Here is a 21,924-nt window from a genome sequence, read left to right as displayed (position 1 = left end):
CGGTGAGCACGATCCTGCACGTCGACATGGACGCCTTCTACGCCTCGGTCGAGCTGCGCCGGCGCCCGGACCTGATCGGTCGGCCGATGATCGTCGGCGGCTCGACCCGCGGGGTGGTGCTGTCGGCCAGCTACGAGGCCCGCGCCCAGGGCGTCCGCTCGGGGATGCCGATGACCCAGGCCCGCCGGCTCAGCCCGCAGGCCGAGGTCATCCCACCCGACATGGACTCCTACGCCGCGGTCTCGCGGGCGGTGATGGCGGTCTTCGACCAGTTCACCCCGGTGGTCGAGGCCGCCTCCATCGACGAGGCCTTCCTCGACGTGACGGGCTCGATGCGGCTCTTCGGCAGCGCGGTCCAGATCGGGGAGACGCTGCGCGCCGTGGTCGCCGACGAGCAGCAGATCACCTGCTCGGTGGGTATCGGGCCCAACAAGTTCGTGGCCAAGCTGGCCTCCCGCTCGGCCAAGCCCGACGGCCTGGTCGAGGTGGCCGCCGACCAGGTGGTGGAGTACCTGCACCCGCTGCCGGTGGAGCGGCTGTGGGGGGTGGGGGAGGCGACCGCCGAGAAGCTGCACCGGCTCGGGCTGACCACGGTGGGCGAGCTGGCCCACACCCCGGAGTCGACCCTGCGCCGGGCCTTCGGCCCGCACGCCGGCGTGCACCTGGCCCGGCTGGCCTGGGGACGCGACGAGCGGGTGGTGGTCGCCCGCCCTCCCGAGCGGAGCATCGGCAGCGAGCAGACCTTCGCCCGCGACATCGACGACCCGGTGCTGGTGCGCCGTGAGCTGCTGCGGATGGCGGACCGGACCGCGGGACGGCTGCGCCGGGCGGGGGTCCTCGGCCGCACCGTGACGGTCTCGATCCGCTTCGCCGACTTCACCTCCCTCACCCGGTCGGCCACCGTCTCCAGCCCGACCGACGTGACGGAGGAGATCTACGCCCAGGCGGTGGCCATCCACGCCCGGCTCGGGCTGCAGCGGGCCCGGATCCGACGGGTCGGGGTCCGGGTCGAGGGTCTGGTCGACCGGGACGAGGCCTACCGCCAGCCCGAGCTGACCGAGCCCGACCACGGCTGGCGCGAGGCCGAGCAGGCCATCGACGCCGCCACCCGCCGCTTCGGGCCCAGCGCGGTCCAGCGGGCGGTGCTGACCCGGCGCGAGCGGCGCGGTGTGGTGGAGGAGTCCGACGGCCACCTCCGCGGGGCGGCGCCCGCCCCCTCCGACCGTGGCCGCCGGCACTGAGCCCGTCCCGCGCCGGGCGACCCGGCAGCTCCTGGTCGGTTCCCCAGCCGGTCCGGAGGGGCGTCGGGTCGGTCCACCTGCCGCCCCTCAGGGTGCGGGCCCGCCTCCCCGGGCCGTCCCCGGAAGTACCGGTGGCCCGTCGCTGACCAGATCGTGACCAACTGGTAGCCACCCTGAGTTTCTTTGCGACCCGCGGCCACCTAGACTTGGCCACCCGACCCGCTGATGGGTCGATGGGGATGTTCCCCGATCACGTCCGGAGGTGACGGATGGCCCTCTCCGAGGAAGAGCGAAGGCTCCTCGCGCAGATGGAGGCCGCCCTGGCGGCCGAGGACCCCAAGCTCGCGAACGCGCTGCGTGGGACCCGCCGACGAGGCGTGCAGGGGCGACATGCTGCCCTCGCAGGAGTCGGCTTCTTCGCCGGCGTCGCGCTGCTCATCGCCGGCCTCCAGACCTACTGGTGGGTCAGCGTGATCGGCTTCGTCCTGATGTCCGCCTCGGTGGCCGTCGCGGTGACGGGCTGGCGCCCGACCGGGCCCGACACCGGCCCCGGAGAACCCAGCCGCGACCCCAGCCGCACCCCTGGCTCGTCCAGCAGCGGCAACGGTGGCGCAGGCTTCATGGACAAGATGGAAGAGCGCTGGCGTCGCCGCCAGGACGAGGGTCTCTGAGCCTCCGCACCCGAGCTCGAGGACGCCCCCGGACCGATGGTCCGGGGGCGTCCTGCGTCTCGGGTCCTTCCACCACCGCGTCATCTGCTCGAGGCCGCCCGGACCCCGATCAGCCCACGGCTCCCGGCTGACGCGGTCGAGCCTCTCCGGGGCCGACCCTGTGTCCGGGGACCCTGCACCGCGTCGCGATCCCGACCCCACCGGCAGCAGCGCTCGCCCGCGGTCCGGCTGCCCGGGATCCTCGGCAGCGGCGGGACCGCGTCCCCGCCGACACCGGCGCGCTCCTCCGGAGCACTCAGCGCCACGTCCGGCACCCGCCTCAGCCCAGGAGGCGGGTGACCCGAAGACCCTGGCTCAGCGGTGGCGTCCGGGGAGCCTGATGTGCTCCCAGAAGCGGAACCGGTCCGGCACCCGCCACTCCACCCCGGCGAACAACGACTTCGGCCACACCGCAGCCAGCAGCCGGCTGTCCCAGGTGAGGTGGCGGGTCATCCCCTCCAGCACCTCCTGGGTCAGCCCGGTCACGTTGGCGTGGGTCTCCAGGCTCCTGGCGTAGCGGGCCCGCTCGACCAGCTGCGACAGCGCGGTGAGGGCGCGGGCGGGCCCGGCCTCGAGGTCGGCCGCGACGGTCGTCCCCACGCTGCGGGGTGAGCCGCCGGGCCAGGTCTGACCGGTGTCCAGCGCGGTGTCGCGCAGCTCGGCCCAGGCCCGTTCCACCCGGTCGCGCACCTCACCGCCGTGGTCCAGCCGCAGCCGCCGACGACGCAGCCGGAGCAGACCGGGCACGGCCAGCAGGGCCCCCACGCCCAGCAGGACCCCCACCGCGGCCGCGACCCGGCCCCAGGGGAAGGCCCCGTCGGTCGGTGCCAGGGCGTCGGAGGAGTCGCTCGGGGTCGGGGTCGGGGTGGAGGCGCTGCTCTCCGAGGCCGAGGGGGCGGAGGAGGCGCTCGGGTCGGCGGCGCCGTCGGTGGAGTCGCCACCGGCGTTGGTGCCCTCGATGGTCCACGGCGGGGCGTTGCCCGTGACCAGCGCGGGCGTCGGCTCGAAACGCACCCAGCCCTCGCCCTCGAAGTACAGCTCCGGCCAGGCGTGCATGTCGCGGACCGAGACCTCCCAGCCGCTGGCGGTGCGGCTGCCGGGCAGGAACCCGACCGCGACCCGGCTGGGGATGCCCACCACGCGGGCCATCACGGCCATCGACCCGGCGAACTGCTCGCAGTAGCCGCGCCGGTCCCGGACCAGGAAGTCCGCCAGCTGCTCATAGGTCGTGCCCTGGTTGGGCTCGGTGCTGTAGGTGAACTCGCTGGAGCGCAGGAAGGCCTGCAGCGCCGCGGCCTTGAGCGCGGGGCTCTCGGCGTCCTGGGTCACCTCCAGGGCGGTGTCGATGATCTCCGCGGGGAGGTCCGGGGGCAGCGCCGCCGTCAGGTTGGCGTCCTCCGGGGTCCCGGGCTCGGCCTCGGTGAGGCGGCTGCCCTCGGGCTCGATGTCCACGCTCTCCACCTGGTAGGAGAGGTTGCGGGTGGCCTCGTTCCGCTCCTGGCCGGTGCCCAGCACCATCAGCGACACGTCGTCGAAGGCCCACTCGCCCTCGGCCTGGAAGGAGCGGGTGGCGTAGGGGAGGGGCAGGTACTCGGAGCGGAAGTCACCGATCTGGATCTCGGTGGTGCGGGTGCGGGCCGGCTCGCTGGTCAGCCCCGGCGGCGGTGGCAGGTCCGAACCCGGCTGCAGCGCGATGGCCGCGCTCTGCCACCCCGAGTCGTTGAACACCGGCAGGCTGGCCATCCGCAGGTAGCTGCCCGAGGGGCCGTCGGTCTGGTACGACAGCACCGTGTAGTCCTCGGGCTGGGTCAGGTTGCGCTTGAGGTCCAGCGTCGGGTCCGTCATCTGCAGCGGGCCGTCGGCCCCGCGACCGGCGGCGGAGCCCCACCCCAGCTGTCCGGGCAGCGGCAGCACCGTGCCCACCAGCACGGTCGCCGCGATCACCGGGACCACCACCATGGCCGCGGCGCGCACCGCGTAGCCCAGGTGGGTGCCCTGGTCGGACTGCGGGTGGTCGGCGCTGCCCACCGACCGCGGCCAGCGGTCGGCGGCGGTCAGCCCCTCGCTGAGCAGGACCACCGCGTACCCGACCGCCAGCAGCACGAAGGGCCACCAGCTCAGGTCCTCGGCCAGCCCCAGGGCCGGCACCAGGTAGAGCGTCAGCGGGGGCGCGATGGCCCAGGCCGGACGCTCGATGCCCTCCACCAGCACGTCGGTCAGCACGGCCACCACCCCGACCGCGGTGACCAGCAGCAGCTTGACCCCCGGGTGCGGGGGCATCGGCGCCGCCTGGGTGCGCATGTGCTCGGCGGCCGAGGTGTACAGCCCAGCCACCTGGCTGAGGAAACCGTCCTCGGCCCCACCCAGGGCCAGGGCGATACCCAGCACGAAGGCCACCAGCACCAGGGTCTGGACGCCGAGCACCGCGCCGTTGCCCAGGGCCAGCCGTCGGCCGACACCACCGACCAGGGTGACGGCGACGGTGACCACCAGGGCCAGCGGCACGTAGCTGAGGTCCTGCGTCAGGGGCAGCAGCGTCAGGCTCGACAGGGCCACCGCGATCATCACCGCGATCGCGCTGCGGTCAGAGGCACGCATCAGACGAGCTCTCCCATCCGTTCGAGGTCGGACCAGGCCTGGCCCACCGAGGTCTCGCGGTCGGCGACCACCACCCGCCAGCGGTGCTCGCGGAGCAGCTGCACCGCGGCCAGGTGCTCCGTCCGGTCCTCCGCGCCGGCCCGGTCCGACCGCGAGGCGAAGGAGTCCGCGTCCACCACCAGCGCCAGGCCGGCGGCCCGGTTGTGCCGGGTGCGTTCCAGCTGCTCGACCTCCCCGCGGGTCAGCCGGCCCAGGACGGCCACCACCAGCTGGCTGCCCTGGTTGGCCAGGGCGGCCTCGATCATCGGGCGCACCGACGGCTCGGAGGTGGTGGTGATGTCGGTCAGCTTGTGCACCACGTTGTGCCGGGTGGTCACCTGCTGCGCGCCCGCCTCGCCGACCATGGTCAGCGGCCCGCGGGTCTCCAGCAGGTTGAGGTCGTAGCCGTCGGTCAGGAAGTGCAGCGACAGGGAGGCCGCCGCCGAGACCGCCCACTCGAAGGAGGACTCCTTGCCCTGCCCGCCGTGCACGGCGCTGCGCGAGTCCAGCATCACCGTCACGCTGGGGTCGAAGGCCTGCTCCTCGCGGCGCACCATCAGCTCCCCGCGACGGGCGGTGGAGCGCCAGTGCACCCGACGGACGTCGTCACCCTGGCGGTACTCGCGCACCAGCACGTCGTCCTGGCCGACCACGCCCAGGCGCTGGGGCCGGGACTCACCGGTGCTGCCACCGCCACCGGCGTTGCGCATCTCCTCCAGCGGCACGATCCGTGGGGTGACCATCACCTCGGAGGTGGCGTGGAACTGGCGGTCCAGCTGGGCCAGGCCGAAGGGGTCGCTGCTGCGCACCATCAGCGGACCGGTGGTGTAGCGGCCACGGGTGCTGCCGTTCATCGGGTAGGTGAACTCGCGGCGCCAGTGGGAGGCCAGCGTCTGCACGGTGAAGCGCGGCCGCACCCCCAGGTGGCGGGGCACGTAGTCCTCGAAGCGGAGGATGCCGTAGGGGATCGGCCCGGTCTTCTCCAGCACCAGCCGGCCGATCAGCGGATCCCCGATCGCCACCTGGCTGGGCACCACCGAGCGCTCGCAGGACAGCCGCAGCCGGGTGCGGGCCACCAGCAGCGAGGCCACCAGCGGCAGCAGCACCAGCAGCAGGCCGAGCCACACGACGTCGCGCTGGCCGAGCAGGGCCGCGAGCGCGCCGAGGCAGAACCCCACCACGACGAAGACGCGCCCCCGGAAGGTCAGCAGGCGCCACGGGTTCCGCATCGTCGCGCTCAGGGACGGTCGGGGATCGCCACCGAGCGGACCGCGGTGGCGATGATGTCGCCGACCGAGCGCCGGGCGAGCTGGGCGTCGGTGGAGGGGAGCACCCGGTGGGCCAGCACCGGGGTGGCCAGGTACGCGATGTCGTCGGGGGTGACGTAGTCGCGGCGGGCCAGGGCGGCGTGGGCGCGGGCAGCCCGGAGCAGCTGCAGGGTGGCCCGGGGCGAGGCGCCGAGCCGGAGGTCGCGCGAGCTCCGGGTGGCGTTGACGATCTGGATCACGTACTCCTTCACCGCCGGTGCCACGTAGACCTCCTTCACCGCGGCGACCAGGCCACGGACGGTCGCGGCGTCGGTGACCGGCTGCAGCAGCTGGAGCGGGTCGCTCGAGCCGTGGTGCTCGAGCATGTCGAGCTCCGCGCTGGGGGTGGGGTAGCCCATCTCGATCCGGGCCATGAAGCGGTCGCGCTGGGCCTCGGGGAGGGGGTAGGTGCCCTCCATCTCGATCGGGTTCTGGGTGGCCACGACCATGAACGGCGGGGCCAGCAGGTAGGTGGTGCCGTCGACGGAGATCTGCCGCTCCTCCATCGCCTCCAGCAGCGCGGACTGCGTCTTCGGCGAGGCGCGGTTGATCTCGTCGCCCACGACGATGTTGGCGAAGATGCCGCCCGGCTTGAACTCGAACTCACGGCTCTGCTGGTTGTACACCGAGACCCCGGTGATGTCGGAGGGCAGCAGGTCGGGGGTGAACTGGAGGCGACGGACCGAGCAGTCGATGGAGCGTCCGAGCGCCTTGGCCAGCATCGTCTTGCCGACCCCCGGGACGTCCTCCACCAGCAGGTGCCCCTCGGCCAGCAGCACGATCAGGGCGAGGTCGATGCTGTCGCGCTTGCCCTCGATGACGGTCTCGATCGCACTCCGGACCCGTCCGATGACGTCGAGGACGTCGTCCAGCGTCTGGGTCGGCGCTGTCTGGCTGTCGTAGTCGAGGCTCACTCTTCCTCCGTCTGCTGCGTGCCCGGATCCCGGTCGCGGGCCCAGATGGCCAACTCTACGTGCTCGACCCGAGGGCACCGCCCGGACGAGCCGCCACCCAGCACGCCCCGACGACGCGCCTGGGGAGCGCCGGGGGAGCAGAAGCATCGTCAAGTGGAGCGAAGTGGAGTACAGTGGCGGAAAGTGGAGCGAAGAGGTTCCTTCGTGGAGCGAGGAGGTGGTCCAGGTGTTCCTGGGCACCCACACCCCCAAGCTCGACGAGAAGGGCCGCTTCTTCCTTCCGGCGAAGTTCCGTGACGAGCTGGCCGACGGGTTGGTCATCACCAGGACGCAGGACCGCGCCCTGGCGATCTACCCGATGGCCACGTTCGTCCAGATGACGACGGAGATCGCTTCCGCACCGACCAGCGTCAAGCAGGTCCGCGACTACCAGCGCATGCTGGCGGCCGGGGCATCGGACGAGACGCCGGACAAGCAGGGCCGTGTCACCATCCCGCCGCACCTCCGCGGCTACGCGGGGCTGGAGAAGGACGTGGTCGTGATCGGGGCGATCAACCGGGTCGAGATCTGGGACGCGGCGACCTGGCAGGAGTACTCCGCGGCGCAGGAGTCGGCGTTCGCCGGCATGGACGGAGAGGTCTTCCCCGGGCTCTGACCCGGGTGGACGAGCAGGACGAGCAGGACGACGAGGGCAGGACCGTGTGACGCGGTCTCAGCCCGAGGAGCTGACGCTGGCTGGCGCACCTTCCCCGGTGCCAGGCGGCACTTCCCAGTCAGCCCTCGGGCTGGAACCACGACACACGGACCAGGGCGAGAGGGGTCGAGGTGGCGAACCGCGAGCACGTCCCCGTCATGCTCGGACGCATCGTGGAGCTGCTCTCCCCGGCCCTGGCCGCCCCCGGATCGGTCCTCGTCGACGGCACCCTCGGGCTAGCCGGCCACACCGAGGCCCTGCTGAGGGCCTGCCCCGAGGTGCACGTGGTCGGCATCGACCGCGACCCGATGGCGCTGGAGCGCGCCGAGGAGCGGCTGGCCCCCCACCGTGACCGGGTCACCCTGGTCGAGGCGGTCTACGACGAGCTCCCCGAGGTGCTGGAGCGGCTCGGACGCCCCCGGGTGCAGGGCGTGCTCCTCGACCTCGGCCTCTCCTCGCTGCAGATCGACCGCACCGAGCGCGGCTTCGCCTACGCCGTCGACGCCCCGCTGGACATGCGGATGGACGGCACCCAGGCGCTGACCGCCGCCGTCGTGGTCAACACCTACGAGGCCCGCGAGCTGAGCCGGGTGCTGCGGGTCTACGGCGAGGAGCGCTTCGCCGACCGGATCGCCCGTGCCGTGGTGACCGAGCGGCAGCGGGAGCCCTTCACCACCTCCGCCCGGCTGGTGCAGACCCTCACCACCGCCATCCCCGCCGCCACTCGACGCACCGGCGGCCACCCGGCCAAGCGCACCTTCCAGGCCCTGCGGATCGAGGTGAACCGCGAGCTCTCCGCGCTGGAGGGCGTCCTCCCCGCCGCGGTGTCCGCCCTGGCCGTGGGCGGACGCCTGGCCGTGCTGGCCTACCACTCCCTGGAGGACCGGATGGTCAAGCGGGTGCTGGCCGCCGCCTCCTCCGACACCGCCCCGCACCACCTGCCGGTGGTGCCGGAGTGGCTGAAGCCGGAGCTCCGGCTGCTCACCCGCGGCGCCGAGAAGCCCGACGCCGACGAGATCGCCACCAACCCCCGATCCGCCTCGGCCCGGCTGCGGGCCGCCGAGCGCACCAAGGAGGCCGCCGCATGAGCGCCCTGCTCCATCTCCCCACCCCGCGGCGCTCCGGGCAGGAGCAGGAGGCGGCCCGGCTGCGCGCCGTCTCGACCCCCCCCGGTCGGCTGTCCCGGGTGCCCTTCCTGTTGGTGCTCGCCGCCACCCTCGGTCTGGGCATGGTCGGCCTGCTGGTGCTCAACACCACCGTCCAGACCAACGCCGTCGAGGTGCGCGCGCTGGAGGCGCGGCTGACCACGCTCTCCTACGCCGAGGCCGAGCTGGAGTCCCGGCTCGACCGCGCCGAGTCCCCGGCCGACCTGGCCGGCAAGGCCTCCGAGCTCGGTCTCCGTCCGAACCCCTACCCGGCCTTCATCGACCTGGAGACCGGGGAGGTGTCCGGTGACCCCCGCGAGGTGGAGGGCGACGAGATGGACGCCCTGGTCACGACGACCACCGCCCGACCGCCGACCGGCGCCGAGCAGCGGGCCGCCGAGGAGCGCGCGGAGCGCGAGGAGGCGGCCCGCGACCGGGCCGCCGCGCAGGAACGGCGCGAGGAGCAGCAGAAGGACAAGGCCGAGCAGGACAAGAAGGACAAGGCGCAGCAGGACAAGAAGGACAAGGCGCAGCAGGAGAAGAAGGACGAGGCGCAGCAGGACAAGAAGGACAAGGCCCAGCAGGAGAAGAAGGACAAGGCGCAGGACAAGAAGGAGAAGGAGGAGCAGCAGGATGACTGAGCGCCGACCGCACCCCAGCCGGCGCAGCGCCGCCGACCCCGCTGCCGGGCGCGCCCGTCGTCCGTCCTCGACCCGTCGACCGGCGTCGGAGCGCCGATCCGAGGCCGAGCCGATGTCTCGCCGGGAGCGCCCCGCCCGTCCCGCCGCGAGCGAGCGGCCCGCCTCCGAGCGCGCCTCCCGCCCCGCCTCCGGGCGCCGGGGACGTCCCGAGCCCGAGACCCCCCCGAGCCCGTCCCGTGCCTCCCGCCGTCCGGCGGGGGAGCGAGCCGACCGCGCCGGAGAGGGCCGCACCGCCAGCACCGGTCGCGGCGCGTCCGGCGGCCCCCGCACCCCGGCCGGGAGCACCCGCGGCACCGCCGCCCCGCAGGGCACCGGCCGCGCGCCCCGCCTGAGCACCCGTCGCCCCGCCGGCGACAGCACCGGTCGCGCGGCGGCCGCCCGTCCTCCCCGCCGCCCCACCTCCGAGCGCCCCGGCTCCGAGCGCCCCGGCTCCGCCCGCCCCGGACCCCGCCGCCCCCCGCGTCCCGCCGTCGAGCGCCGGGCCCGGGTGCCCCGGCCGCCGCTCCGGCTGCCGCTGGGGAAGAGCGCCCTGCGGATCCGGGTGGTGATGGTGGCGATGGCCGTGCTGGTCTCGCTCTGCGCCGGCCGGCTGTTCCAGCTCCAGGCGCTGGACTCCGCGGCCTACGCCCAGTCCGCCGCGGACAAGATGCAGTACACGATGCCGCTCTACCCCTCCCGCGGGACCATCACCGACCGCAACGGACTGGTGCTGGCCCGCAGCGAGACCGCGGTCGACGTCACCGCCGACCCGATGCACACCAACCCCGAGTGCGAGCCCGGCGAGGACGACCCCTGCGGCATCGCGGTGGCCCGCAAGGTGGCCGAGGTCCTGGTCACCCACCTGGGCGGGCGGGTGGAGGAGTACCTACCCGAGCTCACCAAGGCCGACACCCGCTTCGTCTACCTGGCCCGTGAGGTCCCCTCCGCCACCTACCAGCGGCTCGCCGTCGAGCTGCAGGAGCGGAAGCTGTACGGGGTGTTCCGGGAGAGCAACCCGATCCGCAGCTATCCCGGCGGCTCGGTGGGGGCCAACGTGGTCGGCTTCGTCAACGGCGAGAACGACGGGGCCGCGGGCTTCGAGTACTCGATGAACGCCGAGCTGTCCGGCGTCGAGGGCTCGGAGGTCTACGAGCGCGACGCCCAGGGCAACAAGATCCCCCTCGGCACCCAGGAGATCACCCCCGCGGTCAACGGCACCAGTTACCAGCTGACCCTGGACTCCGAGCTGCAGTGGATGGCCGAGCGACGGCTGGCCCAGCAGGTCCAGAAGGCGAAGGCCGAGTCCGGCACCGCGATCATGATGAACATCAAGACCGGCGAGGTGCTGGCCATGGCCAACTACCCCAGCTACGACGCCTCCCGGCCCGGCGCGGCCGACCCCGACGACCTGGGCAACCGGGCGGTCACCGACGCCCTCGAGCCCGGCAGCGTGCAGAAGGTGCTCACCTTCGCCGCCCTGCTGGACGCCGGTCTGATCACCCCCGACACCAAGGTCACCATCCCCAACCGGGTGCGCTCCGGTGGCGACTGGATCACCGACTCCACCGACTACACCGGGGCCCGGCTGACCGCCACCGGGGTGATGGCCAAGTCGGCCAACACCGGCACCGTGATGCTCAGCCGCGACATGGGCAAGGAGGAGCTGACGCGCTACTTCCGCTCCTTCGGCCTCGGCGCCCGCACCGGGATCGAGCTCCCCGGCGAGTCCTCGGGCTACCTGCCCGGACCCGACATGGAGGACTACCAGCGCGACCAGATCAGCTTCGGCCAGGGTCTGTCGATGACCCCGGTCCAGTACGCCGCGGCGGTGGCGGGCCTGCTCAACGGGGGGGTCTACAACCCGCCCACCATCGTCGCCTCGGCCACCGACAAGGACGGCGAGGCGGTGGAGGTGCCCCGCGGCGAGCCGCGCCGGGTCATCTCCGAGGAGGCCTCCACCCAGCTCGCCCAGATGCTGGAGGCGGTCACCGGTGAGGGCGGCACCGGGTCCAGCGTGACCCTGGACTCCTACCGGACCGGCGGCAAGACGGCCACCGCCGAGCGGATCGACCCCGACTGCGGCTGCTACAACGGCTACACCTCCGGCTACATGGGCTTCGCCCCCGCCGAGGACCCCCAGATCCTGACCTTCGTGCAGGTCGACAAGCCGGTCAGCGGACGCTACGGCGTCGTCGTCGCCGGACCCGTGTACAAGGACCTCACCCAGCTCGCCCTGCAGCGCTACGCCATCGCCCCCTCGACCACCGCGGCCTACGAGGGACGGCTGACGTGGTGAGCTTCGCCCGGGGCGCGGGACGGGCGGGACCCCGGCCGCAGTCGGTACGGTCGGTGCTGTGCCGAGCCCGTTGACCGACCTGCGACCCGCCGCCGCCACCCCCCGGAGCCTCCGGGAGCTGGCGGCGGAGACGGGTGGGGGTCAGGAGCTCCGGCGCCCCGGCAGCCGGCCCGTGCAGGGCGTGACCCTGGACTCCCGCCAGGTCCGTGACGGCGACCTGTACGCCGCCCTGCCCGGTCAGCGCACCCACGGCGCCCGCTTCGCCTCCGACGCCGTCGCCCGCGGGGCGGTCGCGGTGCTCACCGACGCCGAGGGGGCCGCGCTGGCCGGTGACGCGCTGCCCCCCGGCACCGGGCTGCTGGTGGCCGAGGACCCGCGCTCGGCGACGGCCCGGCTGGCTGCCGCCCTCTACGACCGCCCGGCGGAGCGGCTGACGATGCTCGCCGTCACCGGCACCAACGGCAAGACCACCACCGCCGTCCTGCTGGAGGCCGCGCTGGCCGCCGCGGGGGAGGTGCCGGCCACCGTGGGCACCCTCGGCTTCACCGTCGCCGGGGAGCAGCTGGTCGGCCGGCGCACCACGGTCACCACCCCGGAGTCCCCCGACCTTCAGGCCCTGCTCTCGCTGGTGGCCGGTCGGGGCGCCACCGCGGTGGCCATGGAGGTCTCCTCCCACGCCCTGGTGCTGCAGCGCACCGACCCGGTGCTCTTCGACGTCGCCGGCTTCACCAACCTCGGCCAGGACCACCTGGACTTCCACCCCGACCTCGACGCCTACCTCGACGCCAAGGCCATGCTCTTCACCCCCGGACGGACCCGCCGCGCGGTGGTCTGCCTGGACTCCCCGGCCGGGGCGGAGATCGAGCGCCGGGCCCGCGCGGCCGGGCTGGACACCGTCACCACCGGGCTGGCCCCGGAGGCGGACTACCACCCCGAGGACCTCACCCCCACGCGCGGCGGCTCCACCTTCACCCTGGTCGGCCCGGGCGGTCGCTGGCCGGTGGACCTGGCGCTGCCCGGCACCTACAACGTCTCCAACGCCGTCCTCGCCCTGGCCATGCTCGACCGGCTGGGCGTCGACGTCGCGCGTGCGGCGACCGGGCTGGCCACGGCCACCGTGCCGGGCCGGATGCAGCTGCTCCGCCTGCCCGGGGGGAGCCCCACCGTGGTGGTCGACTTCGCCCACACCCCGCAGGCCGTCGAGGCGACCCTGGGTGCGCTGCGCGCCGACCTCGAGGCCGGCGGCGCCCCCGGAGCCAGCCTGCTGGTCGTCCTCGGCTGCGGCGGAGACCGCGACCGGGCCAAGCGCGCCCCGATGGGACGCGCTGGCGCGCGCTGGGCCGATGTCGTCGTGGTCACCGACGACAACCCCCGCAGCGAGGTCCCCGAGGCGATCAGGCGCGAGGTGCTGGACGGTGCCCGCGAGGGCGGCCGGGCCCGGGAGGTGCTGGACGGTGGTGACCGCCGGGCGGCCCTGGCCCGCGCCCTGGCCCTGGCCGGACCCGACGACGTCGTGGCGGTGCTGGGCAAGGGCCACGAGAGCGGTCAGGAGGTCGACGGCGTGGTGACGCCGTTCGACGACGCGCAGGTGGTGACCGAGCTGGCCGAGCAGGCCTCCGCCGGCCACCCGACAGGAGGGGAGCGCCGTGCGGCGACGCAGCATCGATGAGCTGGCCGGCCAGGTCGGCGGCCGGGTGGTGGGGTCCGACGGCACCGGCGCGACCGAGGTCGGGCCCGACGTGGTGACCGACTCCCGGCTCGCCACCCCGGGGGCCCTCTTCGTGGCCCGTCCGGGTGAGCACGCCGACGGGCACGACTTCGTGCCCGCGGCGGCCGCCGCCGGTGCCGCCGCCGTGCTGGGGACGCGTCCCACCGGTCTGCCCACCGTCGTGGTCGAGGACGTGGTGGCCGCCCTGGGGCGGCTGGGCCGCGTCGTGGTCGACCAGACGCCGGGGCTGCAGGTGGTGGGCGTCACCGGCTCCTCGGGCAAGACCTCGACCAAGGACCTGCTGGCCCAGGTGCTCGAGCCGGTGGGTCCGTGCGTCTCCCCGGCGGGCTCGTTCAACACCGAGGTCGGGGTGCCGCTCACCGCCACCCGGGTCGAGCCCGGCACCCGGTTCCTGGTCAGCGAGATGGGCGCCCGCGGGATCGGCCACATCCGCTACCTCTGCGGGCTGACCCCGCCCCGGGTGGGGATGGTGCTCAACGTCGGCACCGCCCACCTGGGCGAGTTCGGCGACCGCGACACGGTGGCCCGCGCCAAGGGCGAGCTGGTGGAGGAGGTGCCGGCCGACGGCTGGGCCGTGCTCAACGCCGACGACCCCCGGGTGCTCGGGATGCGCCCCCGCACCCGCGCCCGGGTCGCCCTCTTCGCCGTGGACCACCGGCCGCCGACCGCCGAGCGGCAGGTGTGGGCCGAGCAGGTGCGGACCGCCGGCCCCGGCCGCTACGCCTTCCGGCTGCACGCCGCCGACGACGCCGGGGAGCAGCAGGCCGACGTCGAGCTGACCGGGCTCGGACGGCACCAGGTGGCCAACGCGGTGGCCGCCGCCGCGGCCGCGCTCTGCGTCGGGCTCGACCTGGACCAGGTGGCCACCGGGCTCAGCGCCGCCGGGCCCCGCTCGCACTGGCGGATGGAGCTCAGTACCCGCCCCGACGGGGTGCTGGTCCTCAACGACGCCTACAACGCCAACCCCGACTCGATGCAGGCCGCCCTGACCGCTGCCGCCGAGCTGGTGGCCGACCAGCGCCGCACCCACCCCGGCGCCCGGCTGGTGGCCGTGCTGGGGGAGATGCTGGAGCTGGGGGAGCAGTCTGGGCAGGAGCACCGCGCCCTGGGCGAGGCCGCGGCCGCCGCCGGGGTCACCGAGCTCCTGGTCCTCGGCGAGCACGCCCCGGACGTCGTGGCCGGGTTCGACGGGCGTGGGAGCAGCACCCCCGGCGCGGTCGGGGCTACGGTGCTGGCGACCAAGGAGGACGCGGCACCGTCGCTCTCGGGGCGGCTGGCACCCGGTGACGTGGTGGTGGTCAAGGCCTCGCGGGCGTGCGAGCTGCAGACCGTGGCCGAGCAGCTGGCCCTGAGTGGAGAGAGCACGTGAAGACGATCCTGCTGGCCGGGGGACTGGCCATGCTCGGGACCCTGCTGGGCACCCGGCTGGCCATCGTGGTCCTCGTCCGCAAGGGCTACGGGCAGTTCATCCGCGACGACGGGCCCACCGCGCACCACACCAAGCGCGGCACCCCCACCATGGGCGGGCTGGTCATCATGGCCTCGGTGGTGCTGGCCTACCTGCTGGCGCACCTGATCACCTGGACCCCGCCCAGCATCTCGGCGGCGCTGCTGCTCTGGCTCTTCGTCGGGCTCGGCGCGGTGGGGTTCCTCGACGACTGGATCAAGATCTCCCGGCAGCGCTCGCTGGGCCTCAACAGCAAGGCGAAGCTGCTGGGCCAGGGGATCGTCGCGGTGACCTTCGGGGTGCTCGCCCTGCAGTTCCCCGACGAACGCGGGCTGACCCCGGCCTCCCAGTTCGTCTCCTTCCTGCGCGACCTGGACCCGCTGCACCTGGCCCTGCCGCTGGCCATCGTCTGGTTCATGCTGCTGATCGCCGGCGCCAGCAACGCGGTCAACCTGACCGACGGGCTGGACGGCCTGGCCACCGGCGCCAGCGCGATGGTCTTCGCCGCCTACGCCATCATCAACATCTGGCAGTACAACCAGACCTGCGCCTTCGCGGCGACCGCGAACGCCAAGTGCTACGAGGTCCGTGATCCCTACGACCTGGCGGTGGTGGCCCTCTCCCTGGCCGGTGCCTGCTTCGGGTTCCTGTGGTGGAACGCCTCACCGGCCAAGATCTTCATGGGCGACTCCGGCTCGCTGTCCCTGGGCGGCGCGCTGGCCGGGATGGCCATCCTGACCCGCACCGAGCTGCTGCTCGTGGTGCTGGGCGGGCTGTTCGTGGTGATCACCCTGTCGGTGATCCTGCAGGTGGGCTGGTTCAAGCTCAGCAAGGGCAAGCGGCTGTTCAAGATGGCGCCGCTGCAGCACCACTTCGAGCTGATCGGGTGGGCCGAGATCACCATCGTGATCCGGTTCTGGATCGTCTGCGGGCTGTGCGTCGCGGGTGGTCTGGGCATCTTCTACACCGAGTGGGTGGCCGGGCTGTGACCCCGGCCGACGGGAGGGGCGGACGGTGAGCGTCACCGACGGAGGAGGGGTCCGGTGAGTGTCGCGGAGTGGATCGACCGGGCCGACGGGTCGTCACCGTGGCCGCGGGCGCGGACCCTGGTCGCCGGTCTGGGCACCTCGGGCTTCGCGGCCGCGGACGCCCTGCTGGAGCTCGGCGCGGCGGTGCGGGTGGTGGACGACTCCGAGTCCGCGGCCACCGCCGAGCGCGGCACCCTGCTGCAGACCCTGGACGCCGACGTTCGGCTCGGTCCGGGCAGCACGGCCACGCTGCCCGACGACGTCGACCTGGTCGTCACCTCGCCCGGGTGGCGGCCCAGCACCCCGCTGCTGGTGGAGGCCGAGCGCCGCGGCATCCCGGTGTGGGGCGAGGTCGAGCTGGCCTGGCGGCTCAGCCGGCCGAGCAAGCCGGTGCCCTGGCTGGCGGTCACCGGGACCAACGGCAAGACGACCACGGTGCAGATGCTGGAGTCGATGCTCAGCGCCGCCGGGCTGCGGACCGGCGCCTTCGGCAACGTCGGTCGCCCGCTGATGGAGGCCGTGCTCGACCCCGAGCCCTACGACGTGCTGGCCGTGGAGCTGTCCAGCTTCCAGCTGCACTGGTCGCACTCGCTGCGGATGCACTCCGCGGCGGTGCTCAACCTGCAGCCCGACCACCTGGAGTGGTACGCCTCCAGCCCCGACCCGATGGCCGCCTACGCCGCCGACAAGGCGCTGGTCTACGAACGGGTCACCCACGCCTGCGTCTACAACGTGGCCGACCGAACCACCGAGCGGATGGTGGAGGAGGCCGACGTGACCGAGGGCGCCCGCGCCATCGGGTTCACCCTCGGCACCCCGGGACCGTCCATGGTCGGCGTGGTCGACGACCTGATCGTGGACCGGGCCTTCATCGACAAGCGGCACGACTCCGCCCTCGAGCTGGCGAAGCTGAGCGACATCCAGCCGTTCGCCCCGCACAACGTGGCCAACGCCCTGGCCGCGGCCGCGCTGGCGCGCTCCTTCGGGGTGCCGGCCACCGCCGTCCGCGACGGGCTGCGCGCGCTCCGCCTCGACGGGCACCGGATCCAGACCGTGGGCGAGCGGGGCGGGGTCCGCTGGGTCGACGACTCCAAGGCCACCAACCCGCACGCCGCCGAGGCCAGCCTGGCCGCCTTCGAGCCGGTGGTCTGGGTGGCCGGCGGGCAGGCCAAGGGGACCACCTTCGACGACCTGGTCCGCCGCCACCGCGACCGGCTGCGGGGTGCCGTGCTGCTCGGGGTGGACCGCGAGGTCGTGGCCGGCGCGCTGGCTCGACACGCCCCCGATGTGCCGGTGATCCAGGTGGCCGCCAGCGACACTGGGGCCATGGCGGAGGCGGTGGCAGCAGCGGCACGGCTGGCCCGCCCCGGCGACACCGTGCTGCTGGCGCCAGGCTGCGCCAGCCTCGACATGTTCGACGGCTACGCCGCCCGCGGGGACGCCTTCGCCGCCGCCGTCGCGGCGCTGCCCGAGACGCCCGGGGAGGACTGAGCGTGGCCGTCCTGTCCTCGACGCCCCGCCCCGCCGACGGCCCCGGGGCGCCGGGGCAGGAGGGCCGCAGCGTCCTCGGCACCCTCCGCCAGGCCCTGGCCCACCCGATGGCCAGCTACTGGCTGATCCTGGTCTCCTCCGGTCTGCTGCTGGCGCTGGGCACGATGATGGTGCTCTCCGCCTCCAGCGTCCTGGGTCTGGCCGACTACGACGACGCCTACTACTTCGTCAAGCGCCAGGTGGTGTTCCTGGGGCTCGGGCTGGTGGGCATGTGGGTGCTGTCGCGCCGGCCGGTGCCGCAGCTGCGGGTGCTGGCTTGGGTGAGCTGGTTCGGCTCGGTGATCCTGCTGCTGATGCTCTTCACCCCGCTCGGGGTGGACGTCAACGGCAACACCAACTGGGTCAGCATCCCCGGGCTCACCTTCTTCAACATCCAGCCCTCGGAGATGGCCAAGCTGTCCATCGTGCTGTGGAGCGCGGACGTGCTGGCCCGCAAGGAGCCGCTGCTGGACCAGCCCCGCCACCTCCTCATCCCCTTCCTGCCGATGGTGGGGACGCTGGTCGGGCTCACCCTGCTCGGCGGGGACCTGGGCACCGCGGTGGTGATGGGGGCCATGGTGCTGGCCATCCTGTGGATGGTCGGCACCCCCATCCGGGTGCTCGCGGTGCTGGGGCTGGCCGCGGCCGCCGGGGCGGCGGCGATGGTGGTGACCAGCCCCAACCGGATGCTCCGCCTCGTCCGCTTCCTGGACCCGACGGCGGACACGGAGGGCGTCAACATGCAGCCCACCCTGGGGGTGTGGGCCCTCGCCTCGGGCGGCTGGTGGGGCCTCGGGCTCGGCAAGTCCCGGCAGAAGTTCGGCGGTCTGGTCGAGGCCCACACCGACTTCGTCTTCGCCATCATCGGTGAGGAGATGGGCCTGGTGGGCACCCTGACCGTGCTGGCGCTCTTCATGGTGCTGGGCTACGCGGGGCTGCGGGTCGCGCTGCGCTCGGACTCGACCTTCTGCTCCATGCTGGCCGCCGGCATCACCGCCTGGTTCAGCGCCCAGGCCCTGATCAACCTCGGCGTGGTGCTGCGGCTGCTGCCGGTGATGGGCGTGCCGCTGCCGTTCGTCTCCTATGGTGGGGCGGCGATGCTGGCCAACCTGGCTGCCCTCGGTCTGCTGCTGGCCTGTGCCCGTCACGAGCCGGCCGCCCGGGCGGTGCTGGCCCGGCGTCGGGGCAGCCCGCGGCCGAGGATGACCGCGGTGATCGGGAGCCGTCGACGCTGAGGCGTCCACGGCCACAGGCAGGAGCAGGGATGACGAACGTGGTACTCGCCGGTGGGGGCTCCGCCGGCCACACCTCACCGCTGATCGCGACGGCGGAGGCGCTGCGCCGGCTCGACCCCGGGGGCTCGCTGTCGGCGGTCGGCACCGCGCGCGGGCTGGAGACGACCGTGGTCCCGGCCGCCGGTCTCGAGCTCGACCTGGTGCCCCCGGTGCCGATGCCCCGCCGTCCCACCCCGGACCTGCTGCGGGTCCCGACCCGGCTGGCCGGGTCGGTCCGTGCCGCCACCGCCATCCTGCGGGAGCGCCGCGCCGACGTCGTGGTCGGGTTCGGCGGCTACGTCTCGATGCCGGTCTACCTCGCTGCCCGGCGGCTGCGCACACCGATCGTCATCCACGAGCAGAACGTGCTGCCCGGGCTGGCCAACCGGGTGGCCAGCCGGTTCACCTCCTCCGTCTTCACCTCCTTCCCCGGCACCGCCCTGCCCGGTGCGGTGCACCTCGGCCTGCCGGTGCGCGAGGCGGTCTCCGGGCTGGACCGCGAGGCGGCCCGCCCCGCCGCCCGCGAGGCCTTCGGGCTCCCCGCCGGCGGTCGGGTGCTGCTGGTCAGCGGCGGGTCCCTGGGTGCCCGCAGCATCAACACCGCCGTCCGCGACGCCCTGCCCCAGCTGCTCGAGCAGGGCGTCTCGGTGCTGCACGTGCTCGGGCGGGGCAACGTGGCCGACGACGTGGTCGCGGTGGACCACCCCGGTGGTGCCTGCTACCGCCCGGTGGCCTACGTGGACGCGATGGAGCAGGCCTACGCCGCCGCCGACCTGATGCTCGGACGCTCCGGGGCCGGCACCGTGATCGAGACCGCCATGGTCGGTCTGCCCGGGGTGTTCGTGCCGCTCCCGCACGGCAACGGTGAGCAGGAGCGCAACGCCGACGCCCTGAGGACCGCCGGCGCGGTCCGGGTGGTGCCCGACGCCGAGCTGTCCGGCAGCCGGGTGCTGAGCGAGATCGCCCCGCTGGTGCTCGACCCGGCCCGGCTGGCCGAGATGTCGGCCCGGGCGCGCGGGCTGGTGCCGCGCGACGCCGCCAGGAGGCTGGCCGAGCAGGTGCTGCGGGCCGCCGGGAGCCGGTCGTGACGCTGCACGAACCGGTCGAGCTCGTCCCCGTGACCGAGCTCGGCGACGTCCACCTGATCGCCGTCGGCGGGGCCGGCATGAGCGGGGTCGCCGCCCTCTACGCCGACCTCGGGGTGCGGGTCAGCGGTAGCGACCGCGCCGACTCCCCGGTGCTGCAGCAGCTGGCCGACCGCGGCGTGCGCGTGCACGTCGGCCATGCGGCCGAGCAGCTGGGCGGGGCCGACACGGTGGTGGTCTCCAGCGCCATCGCCGTGGACAACCCCGAGCTGGTGGAGGCCCGGCGCCGCGGGCTGCGGGTGTGGCACCGCAGCGCCGCGCTGGGGGCCCTGGTGCTGGGCCGCCGCGGGATCGCGGTCGCGGGCACGGCGGGCAAGACGACCACCTCGGCGATGCTGGCCACCACCTTGGTGCACGCCGGCCTCGACCCCAGCTACGTGGTCGGTGCCCCCCTGCAGCAGACCGGGACCAGCGCCGCCCTCGGCGCCGGCGAGCACCTGGTGATCGAGGCCGACGAGAGCGACGGCTCCTTCCTGCAGTACCCGGCCGAGGTCGTGGTGGTGACCAACGTCGAGGCCGACCACCTCGACAACTGGGGCACCGAGGAGGCCTACCGCGACGGCTTCCGACGCTTCGTCACCGCCCCCGGGGTCCAGGCCGTGGTGCTCTGCGCCGACGACCCCGGTGCCGCTGCGCTGGCGGACCGGGTCTCGGAGCTGGGCGACGACGGCCCGGAGCTGGTGCTCTACGGGGAGTCCCCGCTGGCCGACCTGGTCCTCTCCGACGTGGTCGTCGACGCCCGCTCCACCCGCGCCCACCTGGTCTGGCGGGGCAACGAGGAGGGGGAGCTGGTGGTGGCCGCTCCCGGTCACCACAACGCCCTGGACGCCGCCGCGGTCTACGCCGTCGCCCGGCTGCTCGGGGTCGACTCCGCCACCGCGCTGGCCGGGCTGGCGGCCTTCGCCGGGACCTCGCGCCGCTTCGAGCGGGTGGCTGAGGTCGGGGGGGTGCTCGTGGTGGACGACTACGCCCACCACCCGACCAAGGTCCGCGCCGCCCTGGCCGCCGGTCGCGCCGCCGCCGGGCCCGGCCGGCTGCTGGTCTGCTTCCAGCCGCACCTGTTCACCCGGACCCGCGACTTCGCCGACGACTTCGGGGCCGCCCTGGCGCTGGCCGACGAGCTGGTGCTGCTCGACATCTACCCCGCCCGCGAGGAGCCGATCCCGGGGGTGACCACGGCCCTGGTCGAGCAGGCCAGCGCCCGTCGGCTGGGCGCCGAGCACGTGCACTGGGTCCCGCGCGCCGAGGTGGCAGCCACCCTCGCCGCGCTGGCCCGACCCGGGGACCTGGTGATGACCGTCGGGGCCGGTGACGTGACGACCGTGGCCCGCGAGCTCGCTGCCGTCCTGGCCGGCGGGGAGGACGCCGGCTGATGCCCTCGCGCTCGTCCCTGGCCGACGCCCGTCCCGCCCTCGCCCTGCGCACCCGCCGCCGTCGCCGCCGACGGCTGCGTGCCGGGGTGGTGCTGGTGCTGCTGCTGGCGGTCGCGGGTGGTCTGACCTGGCTCGTCGGCTGGTCCTCGGTGCTCGCCGCCACGAGTGTGGAGGTGGAGGGCGCCTCGGTGCTGGACGCCGACGAGGTCACCGCCGCCGCGGCCGTGCCGCTGGGTCGCCCGCTGGCCCGGGTGGACACCGGCGCCGTCGAGTCCCGGGTCGCCGCGCTGCTCCCGGTGCGGGAGGTGACGGTCACCCGGTCCTGGCCGAGCACGGTGCGGATCGAGGTGGGGGAGCGGACGCCGGTGCTGGCCACCGGGACCGCCGGAGGCTACGCGCTGGTGGACGCCGCCGGGGTCGCCTACACCACCGTCGACGACGTCCCCGACGGCGTGGTCCGGGCCGAGCTGCGCGGCAGCGGGGGGATGCCGGCCGACGAGCGCACCGAGCTGATGGTGGACCTGGCCACGGTGGCCACCGCCCTCTCCCCGGGGCTGCGCGAGCAGGTGGAGTCGGTCAGCACCGACTCCGCCGACACCATCGAGCTCGCCCTGACCGGGGACCGGGTGCTGGAGTGGGGCAGCGCGGAGGACTCCGACCTCAAGGCCGAGGTGGCGCTGGTGCTGCTGGAGCAGGAGGCCACGACCTACGACGTCAGCGTCCCCTCGCACCCCACCATCCGCTGATCACGGTGACCCAGAGGCGCCCGGACGG

At 74.2% G+C, this 21,924-nt stretch carries 17 protein-coding genes; 14 read left to right on the top strand and 3 right to left on the bottom strand.

All coding sequences use genetic code 11. The features are described from left to right. Window positions 1-2: 2 nt before the first annotated feature. Window positions 3-1,241, top strand: a complete 1,239-nt coding sequence (gene dinB, locus BLT52_RS18180; RefSeq protein ID WP_231946384.1) for a DNA polymerase IV — start codon at window positions 3-5, stop codon at window positions 1,239-1,241. 269 nt (window positions 1,242-1,510) lie between these two features. After that, window positions 1,511-1,912, top strand: coding sequence for a DUF3040 domain-containing protein (locus BLT52_RS18175; protein ID WP_090595493.1), 402 nt, complete (start codon window positions 1,511-1,513; stop codon window positions 1,910-1,912). A gap of 354 nt (window positions 1,913-2,266) precedes the next feature. On the opposite strand, the gene BLT52_RS18170 is transcribed toward BLT52_RS18175, so the two are convergent. The 3 genes from BLT52_RS18170 to BLT52_RS18160 are packed head-to-tail and all read right to left on the bottom strand — an operon-like array spanning window position 2,267 to window position 6,809. Further along, a complete protein-coding gene (locus BLT52_RS18170; RefSeq protein ID WP_090595492.1) occupies window positions 2,267-4,549 on the bottom strand; it encodes a transglutaminase family protein in 2,283 nt (760 codons plus the stop codon). Continuing rightward, entirely contained in the window at window positions 4,549-5,817 is a 1,269-nt protein-coding gene (locus tag BLT52_RS18165) for a DUF58 domain-containing protein (RefSeq protein ID WP_090595490.1), read from the bottom strand. The genes BLT52_RS18170 and BLT52_RS18165 overlap by 1 nt, the downstream gene beginning before the upstream one ends. A gap of 8 nt (window positions 5,818-5,825) precedes the next feature. Next, window positions 5,826-6,809: an AAA family ATPase gene (locus BLT52_RS18160; protein ID WP_231946383.1), complete on the bottom strand. Its 984-nt coding sequence runs from the start codon at window positions 6,807-6,809 to the stop codon at window positions 5,826-5,828. A gap of 226 nt (window positions 6,810-7,035) precedes the next feature. Here BLT52_RS18160 and mraZ point away from each other — a divergent pair, with 226 nt between their 5' ends. The 12 genes from mraZ (at window position 7,036) to BLT52_RS18100 (ending at window position 21,896) form a co-directional block, all read left to right on the top strand. Beyond that, window positions 7,036-7,464: a division/cell wall cluster transcriptional repressor MraZ gene (gene mraZ, locus BLT52_RS18155; RefSeq protein ID WP_090597062.1), complete on the top strand. Its 429-nt coding sequence runs from the start codon at window positions 7,036-7,038 to the stop codon at window positions 7,462-7,464. A gap of 170 nt (window positions 7,465-7,634) precedes the next feature. Next, window positions 7,635-8,591: a 16S rRNA (cytosine(1402)-N(4))-methyltransferase RsmH gene (gene rsmH, locus BLT52_RS18150; protein ID WP_090595487.1), complete on the top strand. Its 957-nt coding sequence runs from the start codon at window positions 7,635-7,637 to the stop codon at window positions 8,589-8,591. Further along, the gene (locus BLT52_RS18145; RefSeq protein WP_090595486.1) at window positions 8,588-9,289 is read left to right on the top strand and encodes a hypothetical protein; all 702 of its coding nucleotides are present in this window, start codon (window positions 8,588-8,590) and stop codon (window positions 9,287-9,289) included. The genes rsmH and BLT52_RS18145 overlap by 4 nt, the downstream gene beginning before the upstream one ends. Beyond that, window positions 9,282-11,624: a peptidoglycan D,D-transpeptidase FtsI family protein gene (locus BLT52_RS18140; RefSeq protein WP_090595484.1), complete on the top strand. Its 2,343-nt coding sequence runs from the start codon at window positions 9,282-9,284 to the stop codon at window positions 11,622-11,624. The genes BLT52_RS18145 and BLT52_RS18140 overlap by 8 nt, the downstream gene beginning before the upstream one ends. A gap of 58 nt (window positions 11,625-11,682) precedes the next feature. Next, complete coding sequence (locus BLT52_RS18135) at window positions 11,683-13,293, top strand: UDP-N-acetylmuramoyl-L-alanyl-D-glutamate--2,6-diaminopimelate ligase (protein WP_231946382.1); 1,611 nt, start codon at window positions 11,683-11,685, stop codon at window positions 13,291-13,293. After that, window positions 13,286-14,722, top strand: a complete 1,437-nt coding sequence (locus BLT52_RS18130; RefSeq protein ID WP_197679416.1) for a UDP-N-acetylmuramoyl-tripeptide--D-alanyl-D-alanine ligase — start codon at window positions 13,286-13,288, stop codon at window positions 14,720-14,722. The genes BLT52_RS18135 and BLT52_RS18130 overlap by 8 nt, the downstream gene beginning before the upstream one ends. Continuing rightward, window positions 14,719-15,789, top strand: coding sequence for a phospho-N-acetylmuramoyl-pentapeptide-transferase (gene mraY / locus BLT52_RS18125; RefSeq protein ID WP_090595481.1), 1,071 nt, complete (start codon window positions 14,719-14,721; stop codon window positions 15,787-15,789). Before BLT52_RS18130 ends, mraY begins: the two co-directional genes overlap by 4 nt. Before the next feature lie 54 nt (window positions 15,790-15,843). Beyond that, window positions 15,844-17,319, top strand: coding sequence for a UDP-N-acetylmuramoyl-L-alanine--D-glutamate ligase (gene murD, locus BLT52_RS18120; RefSeq protein ID WP_090595479.1), 1,476 nt, complete (start codon window positions 15,844-15,846; stop codon window positions 17,317-17,319). Between the two features lie 2 nt (window positions 17,320-17,321). Further along, window positions 17,322-18,593 (top strand): putative lipid II flippase FtsW, encoded by a 1,272-nt coding sequence (gene ftsW, locus BLT52_RS18115; RefSeq protein ID WP_197679101.1) that lies wholly within the window; start codon window positions 17,322-17,324, stop codon window positions 18,591-18,593. 29 nt (window positions 18,594-18,622) lie between these two features. Further along, complete coding sequence (murG, locus tag BLT52_RS18110; RefSeq protein ID WP_090595478.1) at window positions 18,623-19,720, top strand: undecaprenyldiphospho-muramoylpentapeptide beta-N-acetylglucosaminyltransferase; 1,098 nt, start codon at window positions 18,623-18,625, stop codon at window positions 19,718-19,720. Further along, entirely contained in the window at window positions 19,717-21,150 is a 1,434-nt protein-coding gene (murC, locus tag BLT52_RS18105; protein ID WP_090595476.1) for a UDP-N-acetylmuramate--L-alanine ligase, read from the top strand. The genes murG and murC overlap by 4 nt, the downstream gene beginning before the upstream one ends. Beyond that, the gene (locus BLT52_RS18100) at window positions 21,150-21,896 is read left to right on the top strand and encodes a cell division protein FtsQ/DivIB (protein ID WP_090595475.1); all 747 of its coding nucleotides are present in this window, start codon (window positions 21,150-21,152) and stop codon (window positions 21,894-21,896) included. The genes murC and BLT52_RS18100 overlap by 1 nt, the downstream gene beginning before the upstream one ends. The last annotated feature ends 28 nt before the right edge of the window (window positions 21,897-21,924 follow it).

This window comes from Auraticoccus monumenti, from assembly GCF_900101785.1.
Lineage (GTDB): Bacteria > Actinomycetota > Actinomycetes > Propionibacteriales > Propionibacteriaceae > Auraticoccus > Auraticoccus monumenti.
The sequence above is the reverse complement of the archived record's forward strand: the minus strand, read 5'-3'. Positions and strand labels throughout refer to the sequence as shown.